Source organism: Micromonospora sp. NBC_00421, assembly GCF_036017915.1.
Lineage (GTDB): Bacteria > Actinomycetota > Actinomycetes > Mycobacteriales > Micromonosporaceae > Micromonospora.
The window spans coordinates 2,410,543-2,431,979 of the sequence record NZ_CP107929.1; the positions used below are offsets into that span (position 1 = coordinate 2,410,543).

Genomic DNA, 21,437 nt, shown 5'->3' on the forward strand with positions numbered 1-21,437 from the left:
CGCGCAACAGGATACGAGGTGCCGTGGCGGCCCGGTCACGCCCGGTCGTCCTCCCGACGAACGAGCAGGCAGGCCTGCGGGGTGCGCTCGGTGGCACCGTCGAACTCCTGTGGGGCGCGACACATCCGGGCCCGCTCGGGCAGCCCGGCGGCGTGCAACAACGTCGCCACGTGGTCCGGATGACGACGACGGAACGCCAGGGAGACCGGGTCGCCCCAGGCCTCGGTGTAACGCACCGTCTCGTCGCCGACCTGGAAGGCGACGAGCGCGTGCCCGCCGGGGGCGAGCACCCGGCGGAACTCGGCGAAGACCCGGGGCAGCCACTCGTCCGGCACGTGGATGACGCTGTACCAGGCGACCAGGCCGGCGAGGACGCCGTCGGCCACCGGCAGGTCCAGCATCGAGCCCTCGACGAAGCGCAGGTCCGGGTGGGCGAGCCGGCCCTGCGCCAGCATCCCGGGTGACAGGTCGAGCCCGGTGACGGTCAGGTCGAGGGCGCGCAGGTGGCCGGTGATCCGGCCGGGGCCGCAGCCGACGTCGAGCACCGGGCCGCCCCCGCCGGCCAGGACGGTCTCGGCGAACGCGGCGAGCATGGCCCGGTCGACCGGGCGGGCGGCGAGTTCGGCACGGAACCGGGTGGCGTACCCGGCGGCCATCGTGTCGTAGGAGGCGCGGGTCTCGGCGAGGAAGTCGGCGTCGATCACGGCAGCGGACCCTACCGTCCCGGCGGCTCCCCCGGGGGCTACGCCACCCCGACCGGCCCCGGCCCCGACCCGACCCCGGTCGGCCCGCTCGACGTCGCAGGGGTCAGCGGATGGTCGCCGGGCGGGTGACGTCGTGCACGTGGTGCGCCACGTCGTGCAGGAGGTAGACGGCGAAGCGGCGCACGGTGAACACCGAACCGTTGCTGCGCCGGCCCGGCCGGGCCCACTGTGGGGGCGTGACGGCGTCGAACGCGGCGGCGGTCGCCTCGGCCTGCGCGGCGAGTTCCCCGGCCACCCGGGTCGGTGACTGGTGGACGTAGTCGTCCTCGACGGCCGTGGCGTCCTGGTCCCAGTTGGGGAAGACCGGGTCGTCCTCGTCGAGCATCAGCGCCAGCCGACCCCGGAAGATCCGGCAGGTGTCCCGCACGTGGCAGGCGTACTCGACCGGCGACCAGACGGTCGGCGCGGGCCGCCGGGCCGCCTCGGGCCGGGACAGCACCTCCCGCCAGACCGGAACGGTGGCGCGCAGCCGGTCGCCGGTCGCCTCGGCCTGCTGCGGCACGAAGCCGCACTCGGCGCATCCGTCGTCGATGACGAAGGTCCAGTCCCGGTCCTCCGGCGTGATCGCCGCCCATTCCGCCATGCGGCGATCCTGCCACGGAGGTGCCGGGCCGGCACCGGCCGGTAGGGTGTACGCCGCAGGTGGATCCGGTCAGCCGGGCCGTCAGGGTCAGGGAGGTCGTCGTGTCGCGGGACGCGGAGCGCAGGCTCATCGCCGCCAACAAGAAGGCCCGGCACGACTACACCGTCCTGAAGACCTACGAGGCCGGCCTCGTGCTGGCCGGCACCGAGGTCAAGTCGCTGCGCGAGGGTCGGGTGTCGCTCGTCGACGCGTTCGCCCAGGAACGCGACGGCGAGCTCATGCTCTACGGCCTGCACATCGCCGAGTACGGCTACGGCACCTGGACCAACCACCAGCCCCGGCGTACCCGCAAGCTGCTGCTGCGTCGGGTGGAGATCGCCCGGATCCTGGAGAAGCTGCGCGACGGCGGGGTGACCCTGGTGCCCCTGTCGATGTACTTCAGCAACGGCTGGGCCAAGGTGGAGCTCGGGCTGGCCCGGGGCCGCCGCTCGTACGACAAGCGACAGGTCCTCGCCGAGCGCGACGCCAACCGGGAGATCGCCCGGGAACTGGGCCGCCGGCTCAAGGGTCGCCGCCCGGCCGGCGAGGGCCGCCGCCCGGGCTGAGCCCGACCGGCTGCGGTCGGACGGCTCGCGGGGCGGGCTGCGGGCTCAGCCCGGGGCGTCGTCCGCCTCGGCCGTGTCCGCGGTGCCCGGCGCGCTGGCCAGCACCACGGCCGCGGCGACGGTGGCCAGGGTGGCCGCGACCGCCCAGGGTAGCCAGCCGGCGCGTACCCCGTCGCCGAGCAGCAGCACCCCGGCGACCGACGGGACGACGATCTCGACCGCCCAGAGCACGGCGGTGACCGGCCCGACCTGCCCGTGCCGCAGCGCGTGCGCGTAGAGGATCGTCCCGGCCACGCCGGAGACGACAAGTCCCCAGCTGACCGGCTCCCGCAGCAGGTCCCACACCGCCGCACCCGGCTGGCCCAGCGGGTCCGTCGGTGGGGTGAACGCCCGGGCGCACAGCGCGGTGATACCCCAGGCCACCCCGGCCAGGGTGGCGGCGACGATCGGCCGGGCCACCCGCAGGGCGGCGACCCCGGCGGCGGCGGTCAGCACCGCCGCGACGGCCAGGCCGACCCGTAGCGCCGTCGACGTGGTGACCGGCGGTTCGGGGCCGGCGGCCAGCGAGATGACGGTCAGGGCGGCGACGGTGAGCAGGATCGCCGCGGTGTCGCGGCGGCGTAGGCGCGCGCCGAGCACGATCCGGGCGATGACCACGGTGACGGCGAGGGAGCCGGCGGTCACCGACTGGACCGCGTACACGGGCAGCTGCTGGAGGGCGACCAGGGAGGCGAGCCAGGCCAGCGTGTCGCAGGCCAGACCGGCGAGATAGAGCGGGTGCCCGAGGGCGCGCAGGGTGCTGGCGCCGCGCCGCGCCCCGACGGCCTGCAGGACCGAGCCGACGCCGTAGCCGAACGCCGCGCCGAGGGCGAACGTCAGCGCGACACCGGACGTCACTGCCCGCCCCCGGCCCGGACGGGCCCGGCCGCCACCGCCGATCCGCTCATCGACACCGCCTCCGGCTCACGGGCCGGCCGGTCCCCCGGCCGATGCTCCCGTCGGATTGTCCCCGCCCCGCGTGCGGTCCGCAGCGCGTCGACCGCCGGCCGGTCGCGCCAGTTATACAAGAAGTCTTGTACTTCAAGTCTTGTCCTTTTACTGTGGCGGCATGACGGAGGAATCCACCCTGCACCTCACCGACCCCCGGGCGATGCGTGCGCTGGCCCACCCGACCCGCTTGCGGCTGCTCGGCGAGCTGCGCGTCGGGGGCCCACAGAGCGTCGGCATGCTCAGCGACGCCATCGACGAGGCGGTCGGCTCGGTCAGTTACCACCTCGGCAAACTGGCCCAGCACGGCTTCGTCGAGGAGGCCCCCGAGCACGCCCGCGACCGCCGCGAACGCTGGTGGCGCGCGGCACACACCCGGACGTCCTGGGAGCCGGTCGACGCGCTCGCCGACCCCGAGCGCCGGGCCGCCTCCGACCTGCTGCGCCGCGCGGTCCTCGACCGGTACGTGGAACGGCTCGGCCACTACCTCGACGTCGAGGCGACCCTCGACCCGCAGTGGGTGCGCGGCACCGCCAGCAGCGACTCCTGGCTGCACCTGACCAGCGACGAGCTGATCGAGCTGCGGGCCGACCTGGAGGCGCTGGCCGCCCGCTGGCGCGACCGCAGCGACCCGGCCCGGCCGGGGGCCGAGACCGTGACGTTGATGTTCCACGCCTTCCGGGATCCCCGGTGACGCCGCCGCGCCGCCGCGCCCCACTTGTCGGCCTGCTGGTCGGTCACACCGTCTCGCTCACCGGCAACATGCTCACCCTGATCGCGCTGCCGCTCTATGTGCTCGCCGAGACCGGATCGCCCGCCGCCACCGGCCTCACCGGCGCGGTCGTCACCGTGCCGGTGGTGCTCGGCGGGGCGCTCGGCGGGGTGCTGGTGGACCGGATCGGCTACCGGCGGGCCAGCGTCCTGGCCGATGTGGTGTCCGGGCTGACGGTCGCTGCCGTGCCGCTGCTCGACGCCACCATCGGCCTGCCGTTCTGGGCGCTGCTCGGGCTGGTCTTCGCCAGCGGCCTGCTCGACACCCCCGGACAGACCGCCCGCAACGCCCTGCTGCCGGAGGCGGCAACCGCCGCCGGGGTGCCGCTGGAACGGGCCGTCGGCTGGTACGAGGCCAGCGAGCGGGGCGCCCGGCTGATCGGCGCACCGGTGGCCGGCCTGCTCGTCGCTACCCTCGGCGCGCTCCCCGTGCTGGCCCTGGACGCCGCCACCTTCGCGGTCTCCGCGCTGGTCGTGGCGGTGCTGGTGCCCCGGTCGCTGCGTCCGGCCACGCCCGCCGACCCGGCCGGCGGCGGCTACTGGCGAGAATTCGCCGCCGGGGTGCGGTTCCTGGCCCGGGAGCCGTTGCTGCGCGCGGTGGTGCTGCTGGTGCTGGTGACCAACTTCTTCGACGCCACCAAGAGCAACGTGCTGTTGCCGGTGGTGGCCGCCCGGGAACTCGGCGGGCCCACCGCGTTCGGCCTGCTGGTCGGCGCGATGGGCGGCGGGGCGCTGGTCGGGTCGCTGGTGTTCAGCGCGGTCGGCCACCGGCTGCCCCGCCGGGCCACCTTCGTCACCGCCTTCGCCGTGGTCGGCGCGCCGCCGTTCTGGGCGCTGGCCGCCGCCCCGCCGCTGCCGTGGATCGTCGCGGTCTTCGTCGGGTCCGGCTTCGCCGCCGGCGCGATCAACCCGCTGATCGGCGCGGTGGAGCTGGAACGGGTGCCGGCCCACCTGCGGGCCCGGGTCTTCGGGGTGATCGGGGCCGGCTGCTGGGCCGGCATCCCGCTGGGCGCGCTCACCGCCGGGGTGGCCGCTGACCGGTTCGGCACCACACCCACCCTGCTCACCGTCGGCTGCTGCTACCTGCTGGTGGTGCTCACCCCGCTACTCGGCGGCCCGTGGCGCACGCTGGACCGCCCGGGCGCCCCCGCCCACCCGGCACAGACCCCCACCCCGGCCGCATGACCAGCATCCGGCCAGGCCCCCGTGTTCCCGTTCTCGGTGATCAAGAGGTTTACGTCAGCTTCGATCTTCAGATTGACGCAAACCTCTTGATCACTTGACGCAAACTCCTTGATCACCGGGGGCGGGGCGGGAAGTGGAGGCGAGTGGGCACGACGCGTCTACCCGCGGGCGTGCCGGTCGTGGCACGGGTCGGAACCGCCCCGGGCGTCGAGGGTGAGGGGGGCCAGCCCGGGCGTCGGGTGTGACGCGGTCGCCTCGGGCGTCGGGCCGGCCCGAGGGTCAGTCGTGGCGCAGGTCGGCTTGGGCTGCGCGGAGCCGGTCGACGGCCGGGTCGGTGCCGGGTGGGACGCGCCGGTCGAGCTCGGCCCAGACCTCGGTCAGCGCGTCGGTCACGGCCCGCAGCTCGGCGGCGTGCCGGCGGGCGCCCTGCCGGTGCGACTCCTCCAACCGACGTGCCCAGCCGGCGGTCACCGTGGCGAGGCGTTCATCGTCGGCGCGGGCCTGGGCGGCGCTGCGGGCGGCGGGGGCCGGCACGATCGCGGCGACCGGCCGGGGGTCGCCGTCGCGGGTGACCAGGGTGACCGTGTCGGTCAACTCGGCCATCGCGATCAGCTGGGTCAGCCGGGTACGCAGCTCGCGCAGCGGCACGGATCGGGGTTGACCACTGTGGTGGGACAGCGCGGGGGCAGCCATGTCCCCATGGTCCGACCCGGGTACGACATTTATCGTCATGACGGTCCCGGGTGGGGCGGACGAGCCACCCCACCCGGATTCGTTCAGCTCGCCTGCAACGTCACGTCGTCGACGACGAAGCTGGTCTGCAGTGAGGCGTCCTCGGTGCCGGTGAACTTCAGGGTCACCGTCTGCCCGGCGTACGCGCCGACGTCGAACGAGCGCAGCGTGTAGCCGGTCGCCTTGTTGAGGTTCGAGTACGTCGCCAGCGTGGTGCTGCCGATCTGGACCACCAGCTTGTCGTACGCGACGGTGGTGGTCCGCTCGGTGGTGTCGATGTGCAGGTAGAAGGCGAGGGCGTAGGAGGAGCAGCCGGCCGGCACGGTCACCGACTGGGAGAGCGTGTCGGTGCTGGTGCTGCCGTTGCCGTTGAGCCACGCCTTGTAGGAGCCGGTGCGGGCCGGCTGGCTGGACGAGTTGGTGATGACCCCGGAGGTGGCCGTCCATACGGTGGCGCCGGACTCGAAGCCGCCGTTGCCGACGACCTGCCCGCCGGTGCAGCTACCGGTGCCGGTGACGGTGACGGTGTAGCTGGCCGTGCGGGTGGCCGAGCCGGTGCCGGTCACGGTGAGGGTGAAGCTGCCGAGGCTGGCGCTCGACGACGCGCTGACCGTCATGGTGGCCGAGCCGCCGGAGGTGACCGACGACGGGCTGAACGAGACGGTCACGCCGCTGGGCGCACCGGAGGCCGACAGGGCGACGGTCTGGGCGCTGCCGCTGGTGGTGGCGGTGCTGACCGTGGCGGTGGTGGAGCCGCCCCGGACCACACCGCCGGCGGTCGGACTGACCGCGACGGAGAAGTCGTTGGTCGGGGTGCCGCCGCCGACCGCCAGATCCCAGATGGCGTACGCGACGCCGTCGGCGCTGCGGTTGAGCCCGGTGGCGTTGACGTTGTTGGTGGTGTCGCAGGACGAGTGGTAGCACGGGTCGTACGCGGCGTTGGCGGTGCCGCCCCACTTGCTGGCCTGGGAGCTGGTCTTGCGGGCGCTGGCCCCCATCGCGTAACCCGAGGTCGGGATGCCGGCCTGCTGGAAGGAATAGTCGTCGGAGCGGCCCTGGCCCTCGACGTTCTCCTCCGGCGACAGCCCGAGCGAGTCCCAGTACGCCTTCAGCGGCGCCGAGGTGGTGGAGGTGAGCCGGTTGATGAAGTAGCCGCCGTTGGTGGAGGAGACCATGTCGAAGTTGTAGTACCCCTTGATGTAGCCCTTCTGGGCGGTGGTCAGGGAGTTGACATAGAACTTCGAGCCCTGCAGGCCCTGCTCCTCACCGTTCCACCAGGCGAACCGGACCCGCTTGGTCATGGTCGGGTTCTGCTGGGCGAGCACCAGGGCGTTCTCCAGCAGCACCGACGAGCCGGAGCCGTTGTCGTTGATGCCCGGACCGGCGGCGACCCCGTCGAGGTGCGCACCGAACATGACGACGTCGGTGGTCGGGCCCTGCGGCCACTCGGCGATCACGTTGTTGCCCTGGTAGGTGCAGCTGGTGCAGGTCTGCTCGGTGACCGTGTAGCCGGCGGCCTGGAGCTTGGACTTCACGTAGGCGACCGAGGCGGTGTAGCCCGCCGAGCCGGCGCGCCGGTTGCCGCCGTTGCTGGTGGCGATGCTCTGCAACTGGGCCAGGTGCGCCTGGACGTTGCTGACCTGGACGTCCGGCGCGGCGAGCGCGGCGACGGCCGGCGCGGCGGTGGCCGGCCGGGCGGTCGTGGTGGCCGAGGCCGGTGGCGCGGCCAGGGCGAGCGTCACCGCGGTGACGGCGGCGATCGCCAGGGTTCTGCGCTTCATACGAGCTCCTCATGGGGGTCGGCGGGGCATCCGCCCAGGCGTCACCGTCCCGTCTGTCGGAGGTGACCGGGGGTGGACGGGAGACCCGCGATCCGGGGGTGGGATCGCGGCGGAAACGCCAGGGAAGCAAACACTGACATGTATCAATCTGCTGGTCAATCCGTCGGACGGTGTCACATTCGCGGGCACCGCAGGGCGCGGCGTCGGGAAGCGGTCACGACAGCCTCGGCGCGGGGTGTAGACAACGCATGTATACGCGGTGTGTATAGTGCTCCGCATGTCCATCGGCCAGACCTTTCTCGGCCTGCTGGAGGCGACCCCCCGGCACGGCTACGACATCAAACGGCGCTACGACGAACACTTCGGCCACGCCCGCCCGGTCGCCTACGGCCAGGTCTACGCGACCCTGTCCCGGCTGCTGCGCGGCGGCCTCGTCGAGGTGGAGGCGGTCGAGCCCGGCGAGGGCCCCGACCGCAAGCGGTACGCCATCACCGAGGCCGGCGTCACCGACGTGGCGCGGTGGCTGGCCCGCCCCGAGCCGCCCGAGCCCTACCTGCAGAGCGTCCTCTACACCAAGGTGGTGCTCGCCCTGCTCACCGGCCGTCAGGCGGCCGAACTGCTCGACGTGCAGCGCGCCGAGCACCTGCGGCTGATGCGGGACCTGACCCGCCGCAAGCGCGACGGCGACCTCGCCGAGCAGTTGATCTGCGACCACGCGCTGTTCCACCTGGAGGCCGACCTGCGCTGGCTCGAACTCACCACCGCCCGCCTCGACGAGCTGGCCGCGCAGGTGCGCCGGTGAGCGCGCCGCTGCTGGCCGCCGAGGGCCTGCACCGCCGCTTCGGCGAGACGGTGGCACTGGTCGACGCCGCGCTGCGCATCGACGAGGGCGAGGTGGTCGCGGTGCTCGGGTCGTCCGGCTCCGGCAAGTCCACCCTGCTGCACTGCCTGGCCGGGATCGTCCGCCCCGACCGGGGCCGGGTCGTCTTCGACGGCCAGGACCTGGTGACGATGAGCGACGCCCGGCGCAGCGCCCTGCGCCGGGAGGCCTTCGGGTTCGTCTTCCAGTTCGGCCAGTTGGTGCCCGAGCTGACCTGCCTGGAGAACATCGCCCTGCCGCTGCGGCTGGCCCGGGTCCCCCGGCGTGCGGCCGAACAGCGGGCCGGGCAGTGGCTGGAACGGCTGGAGGTGACCGACGTCGGCGGCAAGCGCCCCGGCGAAGTCTCCGGCGGCCAGGGGCAGCGCGTCGCGGTGGCCCGCGCGCTGGTCACCCGCCCCCGGGTGATCTTCGCAGACGAGCCGACCGGCGCGCTCGACTCACTCAACGGCGAACGGGTGATGCGGCTGCTCACCGAGGCCGCCCGGGACACCGGGGCGGCGGTGGTGCTGGTCACCCACGAGGCACGGGTGGCGGCGTACTCCGACCGGGAGGTCGTGGTGCGCGACGGGCGTACCCGGAATCTGGAGGTGGCGGCGTGAGAGGCCGGGGCGCGGTCGCGGACCTGGTGATGGGCGCCCGGATGGCCGTCACCGGTGGCCGGGAGGGCTGGACCCGGGCGCTGCTCACCGCCGTCGGCGTCGGTATCGGGGTGGCCATGCTGCTGCTCGCCACCGCCGTGCCGGGGGCGCTGGACGCCCGGCAGGCGCGCGGCGACGCCCGCGACGACCTGCGGATGGGCGAACAGGTCGCGGCCGGTCCCGGCACCCTGCTGGTCCACCCGGTGGACACCGAGTTCCGGGGCCGGCCGGTCCGGGGCCGGCTGGTCCGGCCGGAGGGGCCGGCCGCCCCCGTCCCGCCGGGGCTGACCGCCCTGCCCGGCCCCGGCGAGGCGGTCGTCTCCCCCGCCCTGCGCCGGCTGCTCGACTCCCCCGCCGGCCCGTTGTTCGCCCCCCGCCTCGGCGGCGCGCGGGTCACCGGCACCATCGCCGACGCGGGCCTCGCCGGCCCCCACGAGCTGGCCTACTACCAGGGCGACGACCGGCTGACCGACGCGCACGGGGCGACCCGGCTGGACAGGTTCGGCGGCGGGCTGCCCGGCGAGGGTCTCGGCCCGGTGCTGATGCTGCTGGTGGCGGTCATCTTCGTGGTGCTGCTGCTGCCCATCGCGGTGTTCCTCGGCTCCGCCGTGCGCTACGGCGGCGAACGCCGGGACCGCCGGCTGGCGGCGCTGCGCCTGGTCGGCGCGGACACCACCATGGTCCGGCGGATCGCCGCCGGGGAGGCCGCGGCCGGCGCGCTGCTCGGCGTCGCCGTCGGCATCGGGTTCCTGCTCGCCGGCCGCCAACTGGTCCCGCTGGTCACCCTCTACGACATCAGTGTGTACGCCTCGGACATCCGGCCGCCCGTCGTGCTGCTGCTGGCCGTCGTGCTGGCCGTGCCGGCGCTGGCCGTGCTGGTGGCGATGCTGGCGCTGCGGGCGGTGGTGGTCGAGCCGCTCGGGGTGACCCGACGCGGCACCCCGGTCCGCCGCCGGCTCTGGTGGCGGCTGCTGCTGCCCGCCGCCGGCCTGGCCCTGCTCCTGCCCGTGGCCGGTCTGCGCGACTCCGACGGCGGGGTCACCCGGTGGCTGGTGCCGGCCGGGGCGGTGCTGCTGCTGACCGGCACGGTCACCCTGCTGCCCTGGCTGACCGACCTGCTGGTCCGGCGGCTACGCGGCGGCCCGGTGCCCTGGCAGCTCGCGGTACGCCGGGTGCAGCTGGACAGCGCCACCGCCGCACGGCTGGTCAACGGCATCGCCGTGGCCGTCGCGGGCACCATCGGCCTGCAGATGCTCTTCGCCGGGATCGCCGGGGACTTCACCACCGCCAGTGGGCAGGACACCTCCCGGGCGCAAGTGCAGGTGCAGTTCCGCGACCAGCCCGACCTGGCCCGGGTGCTGCGGCAGCTCGGCGGGGCCGAGGGGGTGACCGCCGCAACCGGCACCCTCAGCACCGGGGCCAACGTCGGCTCGCCGGACGGCCCACCGGTGGAGATCCGGATCGGCGACTGCGCCGCGCTGGCCGAGTTCGCCCGCCTCGACCGGTGCGTGGACGGGGACACCTTCCTGGCGTCCAATCCGGGCGACCCGGTGGCTGTCCCCGCCGGCGCGATGCTGACCGTCGAGGACGGGTCGCGGTGGCGGGTGCCCACGACGGCGCGTGCCGCGCAGGCCCGACCCGACCCGGCCGGCTGGATGCAGAACGGGGCGCTGGTCACCCCCGGCGCGGTCGCCGGCCGGACCCTCGGTCCGCTGCGGTCGACCGTCTACCTCCAGCTCGACCCGGCCGCCTCCGACGCGGTCGAACACGTCCGCAACGCCACCGCCGCGATCGACCTGACCACGTCCGTCTCCGTGCTGTCCCCGACCATCGAGTCGCCCAAGTTCGCCGACATCCGGCGCGGCCTGGCCATCGGCACGGTCGTCACCCTGGTGCTGATCGCCACCAGCATGCTGGTCGGCACGCTGGAGCAGCTGCGGGAACGCCGCCGCCTGCTGGCCATGCTGGTGGCGGTGGGCACCCGACGCAGCACCCTCGGCTGGTCCGTGCTCTGGCAGACCGCCCTGCCGGTCGGGGTCGGGCTGGTGTTGGCGGTCGGCTTCGGGCTCGGCCTCGGCGCTGCCCTGCTGCGGATGGTGCAGGCCCCGGTCTCGATCGCCTGGCCGGTGGTCGGCTTCTCCGTCGGGCTCGGCGCGCTGACCGTCCTGGCGGTGACCGGGTTGAGCCTGCCCCTGCTGTGGCGACTCACCCGCGCTGACGGGCTGCGCACCGAGTGACCGGCCGGTCCGGGGCCACCGTCCACCGGCGGTCCCGGACCGGGTCACGGAGGTCAGCCGGCGTACGGGGTGGCGACGTCGAGGATCCAGGTGACGCCGAACCGGTCGGTGAGCATCCCGAAGCCCGGTGCCCACGGCGACGGGCCGTACTTCTCGATCAGATCGGCACCGTCGGCGAGCTTGTCCCACAACGCGCCGACCTCCTCGGCGGTGTCACCACGGACGGAGACGAAGAACCGCTCGCCGGTCAGCGTCATGCCGTTCTCGCGGGTGGTGGCGGCCGGCGCGGGCGCATCGGGGGCCTGGCCGGGCACGTCGTAGGCCATGACGGCGAAGCCGTTGTCGGCCGTGACCTGGCCGAAGACGACCCTGTCGGCGTCCGGCAGGTCCTTCGGCATCCCCAGGTCGCCGTAGCTGACGACGGTGCAGCGGCCACCGAACACGGACCGGTAGAACTCCAACGCCGCGCGGGCGTCACCCCGGAAGTTGAGGTGCGTGGTGGCGGAGATGGCCATGGTCGACTCCTTGCTGATGGTGCTCGACGCCCGGAAGTGGGCTGGTCAGGAGCAAGATTCGCAGCAGTAGGTGCCAGGGTGTGGCACCTACTCCGGGCAGAATCAGACTCATGCCGACCACGTCCGCGCGACTACTCGCCCTGCTGTCGCTGTTGCAGAGCCGTCGGGACTGGCCCGGCGGGGTGCTGGCCGCACGCCTGGGCATCAGCCTGCGTACCGTGCGCCGCGACGTCGACCGGCTCCGGGAACTCGGCTACCCCATCGCCGCCGCCAAGGGCCCCGACGGTGGCTACCGGCTCGCCGCCGGCACCGTGCTGCCGCCACTGCTGTTCGACGACGAACAGGCCGTCGCCCTCACCATCGCGCTCCAGGTCGCGGCGACCGGCACGACCGGCGGGCTCGCCGACGACGCGGCGCGGGCGCTGCACACCGTACGACAGGTGCTGCCCGCCCGGCTGCGGCAGCGGGTCGGGGCGCTCAGCGTCACCGCCGTCGCCCGGCCCACCACCGCAGCCGCCGAACCGGTCGACGGCGGGGTGCTGCTGGCGCTCGGCAGCGCCGTGCACGCCCGCGAGATCCTCCGGTTCGACTACGGGTCCGACAGCACGGACGGGCCGGCCCGGCACGCCGAACCGCACCACGTCGTCACCTGGGACGGCCGGTGGTACCTCGTCGCCTGGGACCTCGACCGGGCCGACTGGCGGACCTTCCGCGTCGACCGGATCACCCTGCGCCCGCCCCACGGGCCCCGCTTCACCCCCCGCCCACTGGCCGGCGGAGACGTCGCCACGTACCTCACCGGGGTCTTCCGGGGGTCGGGCGGCGGGTCGGCGGACTGGCCCTGCCGGGGCACGGTGGTCCTCGACCTGCCGGCGGCGACCGTCGCCCGGTACACCCGCGACGGCCTCGTCGAGGAGATCGCCCCCGACCGGTGCCGGCTCACCCTCGGGTCGTGGTCCTGGGTGAGCCTGGCCGCCGCCGTCGCCCGGTACGACGCCGAGATCACCGTCGTCGGCCCACCGCCGCTCACCGACGCGTTCGCGCTGCTGGCCGACCGGTTCACCCGCACCGCCACCGGTGGTGTCGCCGCCGTGGCACGAGCGGGCTCCGCCGCCCCGGCGCTGTCAGGCCAGCAGCGGGAGCGCGGCGAAGGTGTGGTCCCGCCACAACAGTCGTGAGGTCTCCTCCGGATAGGCGACGACCACCGGCCGTTCGTCGAAGACGCGCGTGCGGCGATCGGCGTCGTACGCCGGCCACCCGGGGTCGCCGGTCGCGGCGAACGCCGTCCACGCCCCGCGCAGCTGCCCGGACAGCTCCTGCGCGGCCGGAGTGGGCGGATCACCGATCAGCATCGCGGGCTGCCCACTGGTCAGGTTGCCGAAGACCAGCGGCACGTCCAGGCCGTGACAGGCACCGAGGCCACCGCCCAGGCCCGGCGCCGGCCAGGTCAGCTCGTAGAGGTGGACCCGGCCGCCACCGGCGAGTTGCGCGTCGGCCAGGTGCAGGCTCGGCATCCGGAACAGCCAGTCCGCGTTGACCAGCTCGTACAGCTGCTCGTCGGTCGCGTCCGGGAACGCCTCCCGGTAGCGGCGGGCACCGGCCGGGCCCGGGGCCAGCATCCGCAGCGCGGTCTCGGCCTGCTCCGGCGTGACCTGGCCGAGCACGCCGTCGAGCAGGCTGAACAGCCGGTGCTCGTCGCGGGTGTGCCCGACGAGCAGGTCGACGTCCCGCGCGGCACCGTCGGCCAGCGCCCGCCACGGGGTCGCCGGCAGCACGTCACCGTCGACGACCGGCGCGAACGGGATCGGCCGGTGGGTGATCCGCCCCCACCGTTCCCGCCACCGGACGATCCCGGCCGAAATCGCCTCACCCACGGCCGGCAGCCGGTCCGGAGCCACCGTCGACAGGTCGGCCAGGGTCGGTCGTACCCCCAGCTCGGCGGCGCAGGCGGCGGTGACGTCGGCGGCCAACTCGGGTGAGAGGAACGTCCCCGGGACGCTCTGCGCGACCGCCCGCCGGAACAGTCCGGCGGCGCGCGGCATGGCCAGCAGCGCGGCGACCGAGCCGCCACCGGCCGACTGCCCGAAGACCGTCACCCGGTCCGGGTCGCCACCGAAGGCACTGATGTTGTCCCGCACCCAGCGCAGGGCCGCGACCTGGTCGAGCAGCCCCCGGTTGGCCGGGGCCCCGTCGAGCTGCCCGAAACCCTCGAAACCGAGGCGGTAGTTGAGCGTCACCACCACGGTTCCGCCGGCGGCGAGGTGGCCGCCGTCGTACTCCGGGAGGCCGGAACAGCCGACGAGGTAACCGCCACCGGGAACCCACACCAGGACCGGCAACCCCGCCGCCGGGTCCGGCTCCGGCGTCCAGACGTTGAGCGTCAGCCAGTCGTCGCCGACGCGCTGCGGGGACGTCCCGAACGCGCCGGGCTGCGGGGGCGGCGGACCGAAGGCGACCGCCGGACGTACGCCCTGCCAGCCGCGTACCGGCTGCGGCGCGGCGAACCGGAGGGCTCCGACCGGCGGCTCGGCGTACGGGATGCCACGGAACACCGCCCGGTCCGCCTCCCGGCAGCCCCGCAGGACACCGGCCACGGTACGGACTTCCGGCGCGGACTCCGACGGCATGCTGGCCCCTCCCCCGCTCCCGGTCGGCCGCAGCATCCCAGCGCCCGCCGACCACCGGCACACCATTTAGGTCCGGACGGGAAGTCGAGGCATCTGGTGCCCTGGTGGCTATGCCGGTGATGGTGCCAAGGGCCAGGGTGACTTGTGCGGGACCCGGTCCGTCATCGCAGGCGGTCCTGGGTGTCTGCCGCGGCGGGTTGCGGTCGCGATGGTGGGCAGAGTGCAGAGAAAGCGTGGATGACGGGGGCGAGCCGGTCGGGTGTGGTGCCATGCAGGACCAGCTCGTCGGCACCGGCGTCGAGGTAGTCCTGAAGCCGGGCGGCGCAGGCATGAGGGCTTCCGGTCGCGGTGGACTCATCAAGCCAGGTTGCGGGTATCAGGCCGGCGGCCTCGGCGAGGTCGAGGGGGTCGAGAACGGCGTCGGCGTACGTGTCGCCGAGCCGGGCGATGTGGGGGTGTCCGCGCAGTCGTCGAAGCGCGTCCAGGTCCCAGCCGTTGATCCGCACCAGCCGTTCGCCGCCGACGGGAGCCTGTAGGTAGGTTGCCGCCCGACCCGCAATGACATCCCTGGCCTCGGGTGTCGGGTCGGCCGCGGTGAGGACGGTGGCGTAGATGCGCACGGCGTTCGGGTTACGGCCGCAGGTTGTCGCGGTCCGGCGGACGCGGGCGGCGGTCCGTGCGACTGCCTGCGGCGTGGTGAACGCCGGCAGGAGCACACCGTCGAAGTGTTCTCCGGCGAGCCGCAAGGACTGCTCACCTATCCCCGCCAGGACGACGCGGGGTGGCGGTGTGGTCGGCAGTTCCCGGAGCTGAAGCCTCGGGAAATCGCCTGCGGGGCCGTGGTAGGTCACCTCTTCGCCGTTCCACAGGCGGCGCAGCATGGTCACGGTGTCGACAACCACCCGTGCCGTGGCGGTGGGCGGCACACCGAGTCCGGACAGCCAGCTGCCGCCGCGTCCGAGCCCGAGCAGGAAGCGGCCTGCGGTCAGCGACTGGAGGGTGGCCGCGAGTGAGGCGAGCTGCAGAGGGTGCCGGGTCTGAAAGGGGACGACTCCGGCGGCGATGCCGGGTCTTGTGGTGCATGCGGCAAGTGCGCCTGCGAGGGCACCGAGATCCTTCGTGCCGAACTTCTCGGAGATCCACAGGTTGCTGAGCCCGAGTGCCTCTCCGGCCTGCGCCTGGGCGATGCCCGTACGCGCGTCAGGCACGCGGCCGGACAGGATGTATGCCCCCAGCGGCAAGGTAGTGGGGGTGGGAGGGGTGCCGCTCACGGCATCCTGCCGTGGTGGTTCGCGCTTGCGGTGTCCCGCTGCACGGCGAGCAGGGCCTTGAGGCAGAGCGCGGTGGTGACCGCGCGGCTTCCCCACACTCTGGCGTGGTTGTCGAGCCAGGGCACTGCCTCCCAGGAGCCGTCAGGGAATTGGCTGCCGATCAGCAGTTGGCAGTCGTCAGGGGACACGGCGGTGCCGGCCGCGGTCAGGGCCAGCATGGCCAGGGCCCGGTTGAGGGGATCGGGTGCGGGTGCCTGTGCGAGGAAGCGTGCGGCCCGGGCGATCTCTTGTTGATGTCCGCCAAGGGCAGCGAGGTGGCGTACGGCGACGTAGGTGCTGTAGCAGGTTCCCACATACCAGGAGGCTCGCCAGAAGCCCATGGGCTGTTGCTGGTCGATCAGCCAGCGGGTTGCCGGGCCGACGAGCGGGCTCAGCGGTAGGGGCCCGATGTGCTGCTCGTACAGGTGGGTGGCGTGTGCGAGGTTCGCGACCACCTCGGGGTCGCGGCCGGTGTCGTTCCGGCCCCGGCCCCAGACCCGGTTGGCCGTATCGCGTTCGCCGGGTGTGTCGAGCAGCCAGGTGTTGACGACGCCGTCGTCCCATGCGTTGCGCGCGGCGAGAGCGGTGGCGGCGCGTACGACGGCGTTGTCGGCCTGGCCTGCGCGGATGAGGATCCGCAGGACCTGGGCGAGGGTGTCGGCGTCGTGCGGTAGGGGTGCGAAGCCGGGGAAGTACCGCCAGGAGACGCCGTCGCGTTGGGAGAACAGCCAGGCGGTGTTCTCGTCGGCGAGTCGCCGGCATTCCTTGTGGCCGGCCTCTGCGGCGTCCAGGAGTGTCTCGGTGATGGTGGCAACGTGGTAGATGGCGCCCACGCAGCGGAACTCGGCGAACGTCCCTGCCTCTTCTCCCGCCGTTGGCAGGGGCTGCTGCTGGCCAAGCTTGACGAACTGCGCGGTGGAGTAGGAGCCCATGATGTGTGCCGCGTCCGGGTAGGACAGTTCGTGCTGCCCTGCTAGGTACTCCAGGGCCCGTTCCACGGCGGCGTGAACGGTTGGGGGTGTCATCGGGTCACCGCCTCCGGTGAGGTCGACCCGGGTGGCTCCGTGCGGGAACGCACGGCCAGTGGAATGGGCCCCGGCATCGGGATGAGCGTGGTGACGATCCGGGCCGGTTCGTCGGACACCGGAACCAGGGTGTGCCGTTGGGCCAGGGTGGCGAGGAACACGGACGCCTCGGTGTGGGAGAACGGGCCCCCGATGCACCCTCGCGGGCCGGCGCCGAAGGGCAGGTAGGCGTGGGGCGGGATCGTCTCGGCACGGGTCGGCAGCCAGCGGTCCGGGTCGAAGTGCTCCGGATCCGGGAAGAGGGCCGGGTCGCGGTGCAGGGCGAAGATGGAGAACAGCACCATCGCATCGGCCGGGAGCCGGTAGCCGCCGAGGTCGACGTCGACGAGGGGGCGGCGCATCAGCATCCAGGTGGTCGGGTAGAGGCGCAGGGTCTCCTTGACGACGCGATGGGTGTACTGCAGTCGGCCCAGGTCCTCGTACCGCACCGGGCGGCCCTGCAGGACGTCGTCGACCTCGTCCTGCACGGCGCGTTGCGCAGCCGGGTGGGCGGCGAGCAGGTAGGCCGCCCAGGACATCGCCGCCGCCGTCGTCTCGCTGCCGGCGATGATCATGCTGGTGACCTCGTCGTAGACCTGGTCGTCCGTCATGGCCGCACCGGTGTCCGCGTCCACGGCCTGCAGCAGCGAGGTCAACAGGTCCGGGTGTTGCCCGAGCTCGAGGCGGTGCTGACGGATCATCCGGTAGACCACGGCTTGGAACCGCGGCAGCGCGCGCTCGAATGCCCGGTTGGTCGGTGTCGGCAACCGGTCCAGGAAGTCGAACGGCGCCAGGGCGCGCTGGCCAAGACCCCGCAGCAGCACGGGGAGGGTCTCCTGGACCTCGGCCGCGGCCTCCGGGTCGAGGTCCGTGGAGAACAGGACCCGGGCGACGATGCCGAGCGCCAGCGGGAAGGTGACCTCGTCCATCCGGACCACTTCCCCGTCGGCCCAGGCGGTCACCAGCCCCTGGACGTGGTCCCCCATGGTCCGGGTGTAGCCGGCGATCTCGGAGGCGTGGACTGCCGGCTGGATGAGTCGGCGCTGCCGGGCGTGGAAGTCGCCCTCCGACGTGAACAGGCCGTTGCGGGCCAGGACCTGTGCCTTTTGGAACATCACCCCCTTGTGGAACTTCTCGGCATCCGTCACCAGCATCTGGCGGATCAGATCGGGGTGGTTCACCACGTACGCCGTCCGCGGGCCCAGTTTGAACGTGGCCACATCGCCGTAGCGGCGGATCTGCTGCACGAACCCCAGCGGATCGCGGCGGATGCGCACGGCGCTGCCGACCAGCGGAACACGCGAACGCATCGACTTCGGCACGCGGTGTGGGACTGCCATCGACACCGACTTCTCTCCGTCCTGCCAGGGAGCTCGGATTCGTCTCACGGCCGCTGGTGCGACGACCGCGCCGGAGCCGGCGCGCCCAGCCGGACAGGGAGCGCGGTGACACTGCGGCTGTACGAGGTGCGTCCCCACGTCACCGGCCCCTCCAAGTGCAGGTCCGGCAGGAGCGCGTAGATCTCCTCGAAGACCACCTCGAGCTCCATCGAGGCCAGGTGCGCCCCGACGCAGCGGTGGATCCCCGTGCCGTAGGCCAGCACGGGGGCAGCGCCACGCCGCCGCGATGAGGGATCGAAGCGCGACGGATCGAACACTCCAGGATCCTGGAACGCCCGGGGGTCGTGGTTGGCGCCGGTGATCAGCCCGTAGATCCGCGATCCCGCAGGGAGAACCTCACCCCCCAGTTCGATGTCGCGTAGGGCGACTCGCGGGATCGGGCTGTACATCGCCGGTGACTCGAACCGCAGCAGTTCCTCGACGTACGCCGCAGCCCCGCCGGGGGATCCGTCGAGGCGGTCGACGTGCTCACGACGGACCAGCGTGCGCCACAGCGCCAAGGCGATGACCCAGGCCATGGTGGGCCCTCCGCCCGCGAGGATGGTGAACACCATGGCGATGATGTCGTCCTGCGAGAGGCCACCCTCGTCATCACTCGTGTCGGCCAGTGCCGTGATCAGATCGCTGCCTCCGCTGCCGCGCCGACGGGCCACCAGGTCCACCACGAAGGCGTCCAGTTCCGCACTGCTGCGATCCGCGTCGGACAGGCGGACGTCGGTGAGCGTCGGATCGAATGGCTGCTCGATGCGCCACACGCACGTGTTCAGCCAGGAGATGTCCGCCGGGGGCAGGTCCAGCAGCAGGCTCATCATGTGCGTGGGAAGAGCGGTCGCCAGTTCGTGCAGGTCCACCTGCTGTCCGGCGGTCAGTCTCGCCGTGAGGTCTCGGACGCTGTCCGCCACGACCACCCGGGTCTGCTCCCGGAGCGCGGCCACCCGGGCGGCAGTGAAGTACCGCAGGTAGACCCGGTTGAGGCGGGTGTGCTCGGGTGGATTCCGGAGCCCGATGGTGTCCGCCAGCCGACGGACGCTCGGGTGCTGTTCCATGGCCCCGGACCGGAGGATGCCGGCCGCCTGCACCCGGATGTGATCCGGCGGCGCCCGGAAGAGACGGGAGACGTCCTCGTAGCGGCTGACCAGGTACTCGCCGTCCGCTCTCCGGTACACGGGGGCGTTCTCCCGCAGCCAGGCAGCCAGGGGCAGCGGATCCGCCATCACCGCCGGGTCGGACAGCACGGCGTACACGTCCGACGAGGCCAGCACCGTCCGCCAGTCCCGACTGGCGCCGGAAGCCGACGCAGCGAAGTGCGATGTGGCTGTCATACGCGAATCACTCCTACCCTTCTCGGATCTCGAATAACGCCACGTACACAAGGACTTGCATGGAGTTCAGTTCATTCGTGCGAGTGTTCCCTCACCTCCCCAAACTGCTCTCCCCGTGGTCGTCTGGCGATAGCGGCGGACATGCGATCGGCTAGTGCCCCGTCTTTGAAAGTTGATCGCGTAATGCGATCGTCTCAGGCGCCGGGCTATTCCCGTAGATAGAGAGACACCACCCGCCTGACAGACCGCTCAGCAATCTGCAGCCATTGGTAAGAGCCCACTATTGGTTAGGGTTGGTGGAACCGCAGGGCCAGTCGAGCACGGAAGCGCCGTCGGCGGTCACGCCATTCAGAACATCGACACATCGGCTCGAATCGGCTTGGGAGGAAAAGTTGCCAGTATTCCCAGCGCTGAAAGCTCAGCTCATAGGCATCCCAGCTTGGCGCATGGCATGGCGACCAGCGGTGCCCCATCGATCGTGTTGCCGTTGCAGAGCGTTAGACACAATCCGAAGCCTGGATTCATGAACTGATAGTAGTTAGCCTTGACACCCACTTCTATGCCATTCCGATCGGAAGCTCCCAGCTGCGCCGTCGCGCCAGCGGCTGGCCACACCAGAAGACTCAGTCCGAGAAGGATGGCTCCGAATCCTGCCGCGAGGGCACGGCGATCACGATGGAGATGATCCATGCGATGATCCATTCGTAGATGTGCATACTACTCATCAGTATCCGGATACGAGAAGGAGATCGCAATAGCCGCTCGGCCATGGCATCGATCACCGCTCCTCCTCCTGATCGCCTAGCGATCTTTCCGAGACGGGTCACCAGGCCGCTGGCTCCGCGAGCACAGATCCTTTGTGACTGATCAAGTGGTCGTCGGCGGGTTCGGTGATCTCGATCGTGGGAATGCCGGTTTGCGGCAGGAGAACGCGGTGTTGCGGCAGGAGAACAGCGACCGCTACTGGGCGACGCGGAGCGGCAAGAAGGCAGTACAAGCGTCGACACAGGTCAACCCTGGACCTGAATCGATGGCGTTCGGCACCTGCGCGACGACCCGGGGCGTCACCAGTCGACAGGTTCGAGCCGCATCCCCCGGCGGGGCTTCCCAACGTTGGGAGAGGGTCACCTAGGCCAGCCCTTGACTACTACCCACCTGTGGGAGGTCGTTTCCCCAGAGTTCGGGAAGGGTCAGCGACCACGCGGAGTCGCTTCTGTCATCGATCGGAACCCAGGCGACCTAATCAGCCTCGTTCACGTCCACTTCACCGGTCGCATCGACGTCACCCTCGACCCTCGACGCTGGCTCAGTTCGCCGTCAGCGAGGTCTGCGGCGTGCCCCTGCTCCACGCACAGCGCCGCCTTGGAGTAGCGGGCGAGCAGCTTCCCTCCGTCGCGCTGCGGGTCGGCCAGGCCCACCGTCACGCACCTGCCGAAATCGGTGCTGATCCAGTGCACCGTCACCCCCCGCTGCTGCCAGAACGCCTGGTCGTCCCCAACCTTGGCGGCCCATTCCTCGAGATTCGCCGCCGAGTACGTGGCATCGACGAAGTCGACCAGCACCGCCGGCGCCAGGGCGCGTACCGCCGCGTCCATACTGGCGGTCGGCACGCGGTAGACCAGCAGGCGCCCGCCCGGCATGTCCACGAACACGCCGGCGTACGCAGCCGGCCACCGACCCGGGGCGACCTCACCCACCCGAGCGCCGGCGTCCATCGGCGCCTCCTGACCTGGCCAGTACGACTGCCCCGGCACGGGCGACGAGGGTGGCGGCTGCGGCGCGGCCTGCGCAGCGACGGTGCCGCAGGCGGCGAGCACGGCGAGCAGCGGCGCGGCGAGCAGCGCAGTCAGACGACGGTGCATGGTCGGACCTCCTACGGGGGTACGGCGAGCTGCGCCATTCGGACACTACGGGTATAACGATCCGGCCGGTGGTGAGATTCACGCCCTCCCCCCGGTTGGATCACCGCACGGACCCGTCAGTTGATGTGGATCGTCGCCCCGGCCCGGCTCAGGAACTGCGTGATGTCGATGATG

The 21,437-nt window shown here is 72.5% G+C and carries 20 protein-coding genes; 7 read left to right on the plus strand and 13 right to left on the minus strand.

Annotation, left to right across the window (positions count from 1 at the left end; all coding sequences use genetic code 11):
• Nucleotides 1-35 precede the first annotated feature (35 nt).
• Together OHQ87_RS10415 and OHQ87_RS10420 are read right to left on the minus strand one after the other, a co-directional pair.
• Entirely contained in the window at nt 36-704 is a 669-nt protein-coding gene (locus tag OHQ87_RS10415; RefSeq protein ID WP_328347295.1) for a class I SAM-dependent DNA methyltransferase, read from the minus strand.
• Between the two features lie 103 nt (nt 705-807).
• The gene (locus OHQ87_RS10420) at nt 808-1,347 is read right to left on the minus strand and encodes a DinB family protein (RefSeq protein ID WP_328347297.1); all 540 of its coding nucleotides are present in this window, start codon (nt 1,345-1,347) and stop codon (nt 808-810) included.
• A gap of 101 nt (nt 1,348-1,448) precedes the next feature.
• Between OHQ87_RS10420 and smpB the strand changes: the two genes are divergently transcribed.
• Nucleotides 1,449-1,952: an SsrA-binding protein SmpB gene (gene smpB, locus OHQ87_RS10425; RefSeq protein ID WP_328347299.1), complete on the plus strand. Its 504-nt coding sequence runs from the start codon at nt 1,449-1,451 to the stop codon at nt 1,950-1,952.
• Between the two features lie 45 nt (nt 1,953-1,997).
• Here the strand turns inward: smpB and OHQ87_RS10430 are convergent, their stop codons facing one another.
• Nucleotides 1,998-2,849, minus strand: coding sequence for a hypothetical protein (locus OHQ87_RS10430; RefSeq protein ID WP_328347301.1), 852 nt, complete (start codon nt 2,847-2,849; stop codon nt 1,998-2,000).
• 211 nt (nt 2,850-3,060) lie between these two features.
• Between OHQ87_RS10430 and OHQ87_RS10435 the strand changes: the two genes are divergently transcribed.
• Together OHQ87_RS10435 and OHQ87_RS10440 are read left to right on the plus strand one after the other, a co-directional pair.
• A complete protein-coding gene (locus tag OHQ87_RS10435) occupies nt 3,061-3,633 on the plus strand; it encodes a helix-turn-helix domain-containing protein (protein ID WP_328347303.1) in 573 nt (190 codons plus the stop codon).
• On the plus strand, nt 3,630-4,895 hold the full coding sequence (locus OHQ87_RS10440; protein ID WP_328347305.1) for an MFS transporter: 1,266 nt from the start codon (nt 3,630-3,632) through the stop codon (nt 4,893-4,895). The genes OHQ87_RS10435 and OHQ87_RS10440 overlap by 4 nt, the downstream gene beginning before the upstream one ends.
• Nucleotides 4,896-5,174: 279 nt before the next feature.
• Here the strand turns inward: OHQ87_RS10440 and OHQ87_RS10445 are convergent, their stop codons facing one another.
• A complete protein-coding gene (locus tag OHQ87_RS10445; protein WP_328347307.1) occupies nt 5,175-5,588 on the minus strand; it encodes a type II toxin-antitoxin system Phd/YefM family antitoxin in 414 nt (137 codons plus the stop codon).
• An 83-nt stretch (nt 5,589-5,671) separates the two neighbouring features.
• Nucleotides 5,672-7,408: a M28 family peptidase gene (locus OHQ87_RS10450; protein WP_328347309.1), complete on the minus strand. Its 1,737-nt coding sequence runs from the start codon at nt 7,406-7,408 to the stop codon at nt 5,672-5,674.
• Nucleotides 7,409-7,685: 277 nt separating this feature from the next.
• On the opposite strand from OHQ87_RS10450, the gene OHQ87_RS10455 reads away from it, so the two are divergent.
• The 3 genes from OHQ87_RS10455 to OHQ87_RS10465 are packed head-to-tail and all read left to right on the plus strand — an operon-like array spanning nt 7,686 to nt 11,163.
• Complete coding sequence (locus tag OHQ87_RS10455) at nt 7,686-8,210, plus strand: PadR family transcriptional regulator (protein ID WP_328347311.1); 525 nt, start codon at nt 7,686-7,688, stop codon at nt 8,208-8,210.
• Entirely contained in the window at nt 8,207-8,887 is a 681-nt protein-coding gene (locus OHQ87_RS10460; protein ID WP_328347313.1) for an ABC transporter ATP-binding protein, read from the plus strand. Before OHQ87_RS10455 ends, OHQ87_RS10460 begins: the two co-directional genes overlap by 4 nt.
• On the plus strand, nt 8,884-11,163 hold the full coding sequence (locus OHQ87_RS10465) for an ABC transporter permease (protein ID WP_328347315.1): 2,280 nt from the start codon (nt 8,884-8,886) through the stop codon (nt 11,161-11,163). The genes OHQ87_RS10460 and OHQ87_RS10465 overlap by 4 nt, the downstream gene beginning before the upstream one ends.
• A 53-nt stretch (nt 11,164-11,216) precedes the next feature.
• Here the strand turns inward: OHQ87_RS10465 and OHQ87_RS10470 are convergent, their stop codons facing one another.
• Nucleotides 11,217-11,678 carry a VOC family protein gene (locus OHQ87_RS10470; RefSeq protein WP_328347317.1) on the minus strand — a complete coding sequence of 154 codons (462 nt, stop codon included), beginning with the start codon at nt 11,676-11,678 and terminating at the stop codon, nt 11,217-11,219.
• Nucleotides 11,679-11,788: 110 nt separating this feature from the next.
• Between OHQ87_RS10470 and OHQ87_RS10475 the strand changes: the two genes are divergently transcribed.
• The gene (locus OHQ87_RS10475) at nt 11,789-12,856 is read left to right on the plus strand and encodes a helix-turn-helix transcriptional regulator (RefSeq protein WP_328347319.1); all 1,068 of its coding nucleotides are present in this window, start codon (nt 11,789-11,791) and stop codon (nt 12,854-12,856) included.
• Here the strand turns inward: OHQ87_RS10475 and OHQ87_RS10480 are convergent.
• The 7 genes from OHQ87_RS10480 to OHQ87_RS10510 all read right to left on the minus strand — a co-directional run bounded on the left by OHQ87_RS10480 (nt 12,803) and on the right by OHQ87_RS10510 (nt 21,263).
• A complete protein-coding gene (locus OHQ87_RS10480; RefSeq protein ID WP_328347321.1) occupies nt 12,803-14,305 on the minus strand; it encodes a carboxylesterase/lipase family protein in 1,503 nt (500 codons plus the stop codon). The two genes, OHQ87_RS10475 and OHQ87_RS10480, sit on opposite strands and share 54 nt — an antisense overlap.
• A gap of 161 nt (nt 14,306-14,466) precedes the next feature.
• Nucleotides 14,467-15,672, minus strand: coding sequence for a TIGR03857 family LLM class F420-dependent oxidoreductase (locus tag OHQ87_RS10485; protein ID WP_328347323.1), 1,206 nt, complete (start codon nt 15,670-15,672; stop codon nt 14,467-14,469).
• Nucleotides 15,573-16,640, minus strand: a complete 1,068-nt coding sequence (locus OHQ87_RS10490; RefSeq protein ID WP_328347325.1) for a hypothetical protein — start codon at nt 16,638-16,640, stop codon at nt 15,573-15,575. Before OHQ87_RS10490 ends, OHQ87_RS10485 begins: the two co-directional genes overlap by 100 nt.
• Nucleotides 16,637-18,019 carry a cytochrome P450 gene (locus OHQ87_RS10495; protein ID WP_328347327.1) on the minus strand — a complete coding sequence of 461 codons (1,383 nt, stop codon included), beginning with the start codon at nt 18,017-18,019 and terminating at the stop codon, nt 16,637-16,639. Before OHQ87_RS10495 ends, OHQ87_RS10490 begins: the two co-directional genes overlap by 4 nt.
• A 44-nt stretch (nt 18,020-18,063) precedes the next feature.
• Nucleotides 18,064-19,401 carry a cytochrome P450 gene (locus OHQ87_RS10500; RefSeq protein WP_328347329.1) on the minus strand — a complete coding sequence of 446 codons (1,338 nt, stop codon included), beginning with the start codon at nt 19,399-19,401 and terminating at the stop codon, nt 18,064-18,066.
• A 623-nt stretch (nt 19,402-20,024) separates the two neighbouring features.
• A complete protein-coding gene (locus OHQ87_RS10505; RefSeq protein ID WP_328347331.1) occupies nt 20,025-20,183 on the minus strand; it encodes a hypothetical protein in 159 nt (52 codons plus the stop codon).
• Nucleotides 20,184-20,654: 471 nt separating this feature from the next.
• Nucleotides 20,655-21,263, minus strand: coding sequence for a hypothetical protein (locus OHQ87_RS10510; RefSeq protein WP_328347333.1), 609 nt, complete (start codon nt 21,261-21,263; stop codon nt 20,655-20,657).
• Between the last annotated feature and the right edge of the window lie 174 nt (nt 21,264-21,437).

What these genes read in the sequence shown, in the direction of transcription:
- OHQ87_RS10510 (WP_328347333.1), bottom strand. Translation starts at nt 21,263, where the DNA reads ATGCACCGTCGTCTGACTGCGCTGCTCGCCGCGCCGCTGCTCGCCGTG.
- OHQ87_RS10470 (WP_328347317.1), bottom strand. Translation starts at nt 11,678, where the DNA reads ATGGCCATCTCCGCCACCACGCACCTCAACTTCCGGGGTGACGCCCGC.
- OHQ87_RS10420 (WP_328347297.1), bottom strand. Translation starts at nt 1,347, where the DNA reads ATGGCGGAATGGGCGGCGATCACGCCGGAGGACCGGGACTGGACCTTC.
- OHQ87_RS10455 (WP_328347311.1), top strand. Translation starts at nt 7,686, where the DNA reads ATGTCCATCGGCCAGACCTTTCTCGGCCTGCTGGAGGCGACCCCCCGG.
- OHQ87_RS10475 (WP_328347319.1), top strand. Translation starts at nt 11,789, where the DNA reads ATGCCGACCACGTCCGCGCGACTACTCGCCCTGCTGTCGCTGTTGCAG.
- OHQ87_RS10450 (WP_328347309.1), bottom strand. Translation starts at nt 7,408, where the DNA reads ATGAAGCGCAGAACCCTGGCGATCGCCGCCGTCACCGCGGTGACGCTC.
- OHQ87_RS10445 (WP_328347307.1), bottom strand. Translation starts at nt 5,588, where the DNA reads ATGGCTGCCCCCGCGCTGTCCCACCACAGTGGTCAACCCCGATCCGTG.
- OHQ87_RS10480 (WP_328347321.1), bottom strand. Translation starts at nt 14,305, where the DNA reads ATGCCGTCGGAGTCCGCGCCGGAAGTCCGTACCGTGGCCGGTGTCCTG.
- OHQ87_RS10490 (WP_328347325.1), bottom strand. Translation starts at nt 16,640, where the DNA reads ATGACACCCCCAACCGTTCACGCCGCCGTGGAACGGGCCCTGGAGTAC.
- OHQ87_RS10495 (WP_328347327.1), bottom strand. Translation starts at nt 18,019, where the DNA reads ATGGCAGTCCCACACCGCGTGCCGAAGTCGATGCGTTCGCGTGTTCCG.
- OHQ87_RS10500 (WP_328347329.1), bottom strand. Translation starts at nt 19,401, where the DNA reads ATGACAGCCACATCGCACTTCGCTGCGTCGGCTTCCGGCGCCAGTCGG.
- OHQ87_RS10435 (WP_328347303.1), top strand. Translation starts at nt 3,061, where the DNA reads ATGACGGAGGAATCCACCCTGCACCTCACCGACCCCCGGGCGATGCGT.